The 7,286-nt window shown below is 65.8% G+C and carries 9 protein-coding genes; 8 read left to right on the plus strand and 1 reads right to left on the minus strand.

Annotation, left to right across the window (positions count from 1 at the left end; all coding sequences use genetic code 11):
• The 8 genes from JHD07_RS27865 to ccoS form a co-directional block, all read left to right on the plus strand.
• Nucleotides 1-599 (plus strand): cbb3-type cytochrome c oxidase subunit I (locus tag JHD07_RS27865; protein ID WP_291627898.1); only part of this gene is annotated, 599 nt, incomplete at its 5' end.
• A 13-nt stretch (nt 600-612) separates the two neighbouring features.
• Nucleotides 613-1,347: a cytochrome-c oxidase, cbb3-type subunit II gene (gene ccoO, locus JHD07_RS27870; protein ID WP_291627900.1), complete on the plus strand. Its 735-nt coding sequence runs from the start codon at nt 613-615 to the stop codon at nt 1,345-1,347.
• 13 nt (nt 1,348-1,360) lie between these two features.
• Nucleotides 1,361-1,525, plus strand: a complete 165-nt coding sequence (locus tag JHD07_RS27875; RefSeq protein ID WP_025034779.1) for a cbb3-type cytochrome c oxidase subunit 3 — start codon at nt 1,361-1,363, stop codon at nt 1,523-1,525.
• A gap of 6 nt (nt 1,526-1,531) precedes the next feature.
• The gene (gene ccoP / locus JHD07_RS27880) at nt 1,532-2,407 is read left to right on the plus strand and encodes a cytochrome-c oxidase, cbb3-type subunit III (protein WP_291627905.1); all 876 of its coding nucleotides are present in this window, start codon (nt 1,532-1,534) and stop codon (nt 2,405-2,407) included.
• A 122-nt stretch (nt 2,408-2,529) separates the two neighbouring features.
• Nucleotides 2,530-3,996, plus strand: coding sequence for a cytochrome c oxidase accessory protein CcoG (gene ccoG, locus JHD07_RS27885; protein WP_291627907.1), 1,467 nt, complete (start codon nt 2,530-2,532; stop codon nt 3,994-3,996).
• Nucleotides 3,997-4,011: 15 nt separating this feature from the next.
• On the plus strand, nt 4,012-4,497 hold the full coding sequence (locus JHD07_RS27890; protein ID WP_291627909.1) for a FixH family protein: 486 nt from the start codon (nt 4,012-4,014) through the stop codon (nt 4,495-4,497).
• Between the two features lie 11 nt (nt 4,498-4,508).
• Complete coding sequence (locus tag JHD07_RS27895; RefSeq protein ID WP_291627911.1) at nt 4,509-6,698, plus strand: cation-translocating P-type ATPase; 2,190 nt, start codon at nt 4,509-4,511, stop codon at nt 6,696-6,698.
• Nucleotides 6,698-6,865, plus strand: coding sequence for a cbb3-type cytochrome oxidase assembly protein CcoS (gene ccoS / locus JHD07_RS27900; protein ID WP_291627913.1), 168 nt, complete (start codon nt 6,698-6,700; stop codon nt 6,863-6,865). The genes JHD07_RS27895 and ccoS overlap by 1 nt, the downstream gene beginning before the upstream one ends.
• Here ccoS and JHD07_RS27905 read toward each other — a convergent pair.
• Nucleotides 6,862-7,286: MFS transporter (locus JHD07_RS27905; RefSeq protein WP_291627915.1), on the minus strand; the 425-nt coding region annotated here is incomplete at its 5' end. The two genes, ccoS and JHD07_RS27905, sit on opposite strands and share 4 nt — an antisense overlap.

The raw sequence follows: 7,286 nt of genomic DNA on the forward strand, positions 1-7,286 counted from the left end.
TGCTGTGGATGCCCTCCTGGGGCGGCATGATCAACGGCCTGATGACGCTGTCGGGTGCCTGGGACAAGCTGCGCACCGATCCCGTGCTGCGCATGCTCGTCGTCTCGGTCGCCTTCTACGGCATGTCGACCTTTGAAGGCCCGATGATGTCGATCAAGGTGGTCAACTCGCTCAGCCACTACACCGACTGGACCATCGGCCACGTGCATTCCGGCGCGCTCGGCTGGGTCGGCTTCGTCTCCTTCGGCGCGCTCTACTGCCTGGTGCCGTGGGCCTGGAATCGCAAGGGCCTCTACAGCCTGAAGCTGGTCAACTGGCACTTCTGGATCGCGACGCTCGGCATCGTTCTCTACATCTCGGCGATGTGGGTGTCCGGTATCCTGCAGGGCCTGATGTGGCGCGCCTACACCTCGCTCGGCTTCCTCGAATACTCCTTCATCGAGACCGTCGAGGCGATGCATCCCTTCTACATCATCCGCGCCGCAGGCGGCGGCCTGTTCCTGATCGGCTCGTTGATCATGGCCTACAATCTCTGGATGACGGTTCGCGTCGGCGAGCAGGAAGTCCAGATGCCCGTCGCCCTCCAGCCGGCGGAATGAGGAGCTCAAGAAAATGTCGTTTTGGACACGTCACCAAATCTTCGAAAAGAACTCGATCATCCTGATCGTCGGCATCCTGCTGGTGATCGCGGTCGGTGGTCTCGTCGAGATCACCCCGCTGTTCTACCTCAAGAGCACGATCGAGAAGGTCGACGGCGTCAGGCCCTATACGCCGCTGGAGCTCGCCGGGCGCAACGTCTACGTCCGCGAGGGCTGCTATCTCTGCCATTCGCAGATGGTCCGGCCCTTGCGCGACGAGGTCGAGCGCTACGGCCACTTCTCGCTCGCCGCGGAGAGCATGTACGACCACCCGTTCCAGTGGGGCTCCAAGCGCACCGGTCCGGATCTCGCCCGCGTCGGCGCCAAGTATTCCGACGAGTGGCACGTCACCCATCTGACCAACCCGCGCGCGATCGTGCCGCAGTCGGTGATGCCCGGCTATCCGTTCCTCGGCAAGGCCGAGATCGACCCGGATGCCATCGCCGGCGACATGCGCACTCTCAGGACCGTCGGCGTCCCCTACAGCGACGAGCAGATCGCCAATGCGGCCGCCGACCTGAAGGCCCAGGCCGATCCGGACAATGCCGGGACCGACGCCTTCACGAAGCGTTACGCCAAGGCCGTCGTCCGCAATTTCGACGGCAAGACCGGCACGCCGACCGAGATGGACGCGCTCGTCGCGTATCTGCAGATGCTCGGCACGCTTGTCGACTTCAAGATCTACAACGAGAAAGCCAATCTTCGCTGAGAAGGCATGAACGATGAAAGCCATCCTGACAGTCCACAATCTAGCGTCCGATCTCGTGACGACGATCTGGACACCGGTGTTCGTCGCGATCTTTCTCGCGATCATCGCCTACGCATTTTGGCCCCGTAACAAGGCTGCGTTCGACAAGGCAGCGCACCTGCCCTTGCGGGAGGAGTGAGAAAACATGACCGACCATTCTAGCGACATCGATTCCGTCTCCGGCAAGTCCACGACCGGACACGAGTGGGACGGAATCAAGGAGCTGAACACGCCGCTGCCGCGCTGGTGGGTGATCACCTTCTACCTCACCATCGTCTGGTCGATCGGCTACTGGATCGTCTATCCGGCCTGGCCGCTGATCGCCAGCAACACCACCGGCCTGTTCGGTTACTCCTCGCGCGCCGACGTCGCCGTCGAGCTCGCCAATCTCGAGAAGATCCGGGGTGACAAGATGGCGGCGCTGGGCACCGCCTCGCTGGCCGACATCGAGAAGGATCCGGCGCTGCTGGCGCTCGCGCGCGCCAAGGGCAAGACCGTGTTCGGCGACAATTGCGCGCCCTGCCATGGAACGGGCGCGACGGGGTCCAAGGGCTATCCGAATTTGAACGACGACGAATGGCTGTGGGGCGGCTCGCTCGACCAGATCATGCAGACCATCCAGTTCGGGGTGCGGTCCGGTCATGCCAAGACGCATGAGGGCCAGATGCTCGCTTTCGGCAAGGACGGCGTGCTGAAGCCGGACGAGATCGTCACGGTCGCCAATTACGTGCGGTCGCTGTCGGGCCTTTCTACCCGCAACGGCTTCGATGCCGCCAAGGGCCAGAAGATCTTTGCGGAGAATTGCGCCGCCTGCCACGGCGATGCCGGCAAGGGCAACCAGGAGCTGGGTGCCCCCAACCTAACCGACAAGATCTGGCTCTACGGCTCGGACGAGGCGAGCCTGATCGAGACCATCACCCAGGGCCGCGCCGGCGTCATGCCGGCCTGGGAAGGCCGGCTCGATCCCGCGACCATCAAGGCGATGGCGGTCTACGTCCATTCGCTCGGCGGCGGCAAATAGGCCGGTCCACGGCCGACGACTTGCGGCGGGGGCGAAGAAAAGCGCCCCCGTTTGCGTTGGATCAACTGACGCGGCGGTGTCGGGTCTAGGTTTAATCGCACCTTTTCGAGAAGCTCCAGGCGATGAACAAGACCGTGAACCCCAAAGACCTCATATCGGGTGACGATTACGGGCCGCTCTATGCAGCCCGCAAGAAGGTCTATCCCCAGAGCGTGTCCGGTACATTCCGCCGGATCAAATGGGGCCTGATGGCGTTCTGCCTCGGCGTCTATTATTTCCTGCCCTTCGTGCGCTGGAATCGCGGCCTCGGCGCGCCCAGCCAGGCGGTCCTGATCGATCTTCCCAACAGCCGCTTCTACTTCTTCTTCATCGAGCTGTGGCCGCAGGAGGTCTACTACTTCACGGGCCTTTTGATCGTGGCCGCGATCGCGCTGTTCCTGATGAACTCGATCGGCGGCCGAATCTGGTGCGGCTATCTCTGTCCGCAGACGGTGTGGACCGACCTGTTCTACGCCGTCGAGCGTCTGATCGAGGGCGACCGGCGCGAGCGGATGAAGAAGGACAAGTCGTCCGATCCGATGAAGCTGGAGCGAATCTCCGAGATCGTGCTCAAGCACTCGATTTGGCTCTTGATCGCCTGGTGGACCGGCGGCGCCTGGGTGCTCTATTTCAACGACGCGCCGACCCTGGTGAAGGAGCTGGTCACCTTCCAGGGGCCGATGCTGGCCTATGTCTGGATCGGCATTCTCACCGCGACGACCTATGTGCTCGCCGGCTACATGCGCGAGCAGGTCTGCACCTATATGTGCCCGTGGCCGCGCATCCAGGCCGCGCTCACCGACGAATGGGCGCTCAACGTCACCTATCGTTACGACCGCGGCGAGAAGCGCACGTCGGTGAAGAAGGCCGCCGAGTTGCGCGCGCTGGGCCAGCCGGTCGGCGACTGCGTCGATTGCTACCAATGTGTCGCGGTCTGCCCGACCGGCATCGACATCCGCAACGGGCCGCAGATGGAATGCATCCAGTGCGGCCTCTGCATTGACGCCTGCGACAACGTGATGACCAAGATCGGCCGGCCGAAGCGGCTGATCGGCTACGACAACGACATCAACATCCACCGCCGCCAGGAAGGCAAGGCGCCGATCTACCGGATCGTCCGGCCTCGCACCGTCGCCTACAGCGCCATCATCGCGGCCGTCGGCGGCTTCATGACCTACACGCTGGCGTCCCGCAGCCTGCTCGACGTCAACGTGCTGCACGACCGTAACCCGGTCGCCGTCAAGCTTAGCGACGGCTCGATCCGCAACGCCTACACGGTCCGGCTCCTGAACAAGAGCGGCTACGACCGTGCCATCGCCATCGACGTCGAGGGTCCCGTGAACCCGACGATGCACGTCGTCGGCGTCGATTCGGCGACGCCGGACCGGCCGATCATCGTGATCCGGCGCGACACGACCAGCGAACTGCGGCTGCTGGTCACCGCGCCGGCCGACAACAATCCGGAGAAGTCGATACCGGTCCGCTTCCACGTCATGGACATCGGGCTGGGCGTCGCCGCGACCGCCACCGACAACTTCGTCGCGCCGTAAATCCAGGAGACCACCATGTCATCCAAGCCTCTGACCGGAACCAAAGTCTTCCTGATGCTGCTCGCCTTCTTCGGCCTCGTCATCGGCGTCAACGCGACCATGATGAAGCTCGCGATCGCGACGCTGCCCGGCACCGACGTCGACAGCCCCTATGCCGCCGGCCTCGTCTACGATCGCGAGATCTCGGCGGCGCACGACCAGGCTGCGCGCAAATGGAAGGTCGACGCCCATGTCGAGCGCCGCAACGACGGCGGCGCCTCGGTCCAGGTCGAGGCGCGCGATGCCGGCGGGCAGCCGATCTCCGGGCTGAAGTTCGGCGGCCGGCTGGAGCGGCCGACCGACAAGCGCGCCGATCTCGCCGTCGAGCTCACCGAATCCGGCATCGGCCTCTATCGCGGCAGCGCCGAATCCGTCGCGCCGGGCCAATGGGATCTGGTGATCGAGGGCGAGGCGCGGGGGACGCGAGTGTTCCTGTCGCGCAACCGCGTGATCCTGAACTGAAGGACTTCGTCATGCACGTCACGCGCGATTTCTCTCACTACGTTCGCGAAGCGGGCGAGGGCCTCCGGCACATCGATCTCGCGGTCGAGGGCGTCCATTGCGCCGGCTGCATGGCCAAGATCGAGCGCGGGCTGTCGGCTATCCCCGACGTCACGCTGGCGCGCGTGAACCTAACCGACCGCCGCGTCGCGCTGGAATGGAAGGCCGGCACGCTCGACCCCGGCCGCTTCATCGACCGGCTCGAGGAGCTCGGCTACAAGGCCTATCCGTTCGAGACCGAGAGCGCGGAAGCGGCGGAGGTCGCCGAATCCCGCTTCCTGCTGCGCTGCCTCGGCGTCGCCGCCTTCGCCACTATGAACGTGATGATGCTGTCGATCCCGGTGTGGTCGGGCAACGTCTCGGACATGCTGCCCGAGCAGCGCGATTTCTTCCACTGGCTGTCGGCGCTGATCGCTTTGCCGGCGGCGGCCTATGCCGGCCAGCCGTTCTTCCGTTCGGCCTGGCGGGCGCTGTCGGCGAAGACCACCAACATGGACGTGCCGATCTCGATCGGCGTGATCCTGGCGCTCGGCATGTCCGTGGTCGAGACCATCCACCACGCCGAGCACGCCTATTTCGACGCGGCGATCATGCTGCTGACCTTCCTCCTGGTCGGCCGCGTCCTCGACCAGAACATGCGGCGCCGGACCCGCGCCGTCGCCGGCAATCTCGCGGCGCTCAAGGCGGAGACCGCCGCCAAGTTCGTCGGACCCGACGAGATCTCGCAAGTGCCGGTGGCGGTGATCCATCCCGGCGACATCGTGCTGCTGCGGCCCGGCGAGCGCTGCGCAGTCGACGGCACCGTGATCGAGGGCCGTTCAGAGATCGACCAGAGCCTGATCACCGGCGAGACGCTCTATGTCACGGCCGAGCAGGGCACGCCGGTCTATGCGGGATCGATGAACATTTCCGGCAGCTTGCGGGTGCGGGTCTCGGCCGCCTCGGAGGCGACGCTGCTCGCCGAGATCACGCGGTTGCTCGACAACGCGCTCCAGGCCCGATCGCGCTATATGCGCCTCGCCGACCGCGCCTCGCGGCTCTACGCGCCGGTGGTGCACGCAACCGCGCTGCTGACCATCCTCGGCTGGGTCATTGCCGGCGCAAGCTGGCACGACGCGATCGTCACCGGCGTCGCGGTGCTGATCATCGCCTGCCCCTGCGCGCTCGGCCTTGCCATTCCGACGGTGCAGACCGTCGCCTCGGGCGCGATGTTCAAGGCGGGTGTGCTGCTCAATGCGGGCGACGCGATCGAGCGGCTGGCCGAAGCCGACCATGTCATCTTCGACAAGACCGGCACGCTGACGCTGCCCGATCTCGAAGTGATGAATGCGGCTGACATCCCAGCCCATATCTTCGAACTCGCCGGGCGGCTCGCGCTGTCGAGCCATCATCCCGTCGCCGCCGCGGTCGCTCAGGCCGCCGCGGCGAAATCTCCGATCGTCGGCGCGGTGGAGGAGGCAGGGCAGGGCGTGTGCGCCGTGGTCGACGGTGTCGAGCTTCGCCTCGGGCGTCCCTCCTTCTGCGGCGCCGAGGCGCTCGTCAGCGGTGCGGCGCTCGATCCCGAGGCGTCGATCGTCGCCTTCAGCAAGGGCGGCGAACGCTTCATCCTGTCCGTCCGCCAGGGCCTGCGGCCGGATGCGCGAGCCGTCATCGCGGCGCTGAAGGCGCGCAATGTCGGCATCGAGATCCTCTCCGGCGACCGCGAGCCCGCGGTGAAGGCGGCGGCTCATGCGCTCGACATTCTTGAATGGCGCGCCGGCGTCACGCCCGCCGACAAGATCGCGCGGATCGAGGAGCTGAAACGGCGCGGGGCCAAGGTGCTGATGGTGGGCGATGGCATGAACGACGCGCCCTCGCTTGCGGCAGCCCATGTCTCGATGTCGCCGATCTCGGCCGCGCATCTCAGCCAGGCGACCGCCGACCTCGTCTTCCTCGGCCGCCCGCTGGCGCCGGTGGTTGCGGCCATCGACGCCTCGCGCAAGGCGTTGCAGCTGATGCGGCAGAACCTCTGGCTTGCGATCGGGTATAACGTGCTGGCGGTGCCGGTTGCGATCAGCGGGGTGGTGACGCCCTTGATCGCAGCGGCCGCCATGAGCGGATCGTCGATCCTGGTGATGCTGAACTCGCTGCGCGCGCGCAGCACCTCGCGGGAGATCGTGTGATGGAGATCCTGGTCATCCTGGTCCCGCTGGCCCTGATGCTCGGCGGCGCTGGTCTCGTCGCTTTCCTGTGGTCGCTCCGGAGCGGCCAGTACTACGATCTCGACGGCGCCGCCTGGCGCGCCATCGCCGATGACGAGCCGCCGCAGGAAGCGGCGGCGAAACGCTAGCGTTTCAGGGCGAAGGTGAGCAGAGCAGCTAGCGCGAGTGATGCCCCGACGCCGGCGACACAGGCCTGCCAGCCGAAAGCATCGAAGAGGCGCCCGAGCACGGCCGTGCCGACCAGCCCGCCGCAGAAATAGCACGCCAGATATGTCCCGCTGGCGATGCCGCGGTTCTCCGTAGCGGTCTGTCCGACAAAGCCGGTAGCCACTGCCTGCGCGAAGAAGGTGCCGACGCCGAACAGAACCATGCCGGTGAGAACGGCGGCGAGATGCGCGGTCAGCGTCAGCGGCAGGCCGATGCCTGCGACAGCCAGCGCGCCCCAGATCGTCGACCGATATCCGATGCGCGCCACCGCCTTGCCCGCAAGCAGCGTCGTGACGATCGACGGCAGGAAGACGAAATAGACCAGGCCGAGGTCCATCATGC

Origin of the sequence: Bradyrhizobium sp. (genome assembly GCF_016462955.1) — a bacterium.
Classification (GTDB): Bacteria; Pseudomonadota; Alphaproteobacteria; order Rhizobiales; family Xanthobacteraceae; genus Bradyrhizobium.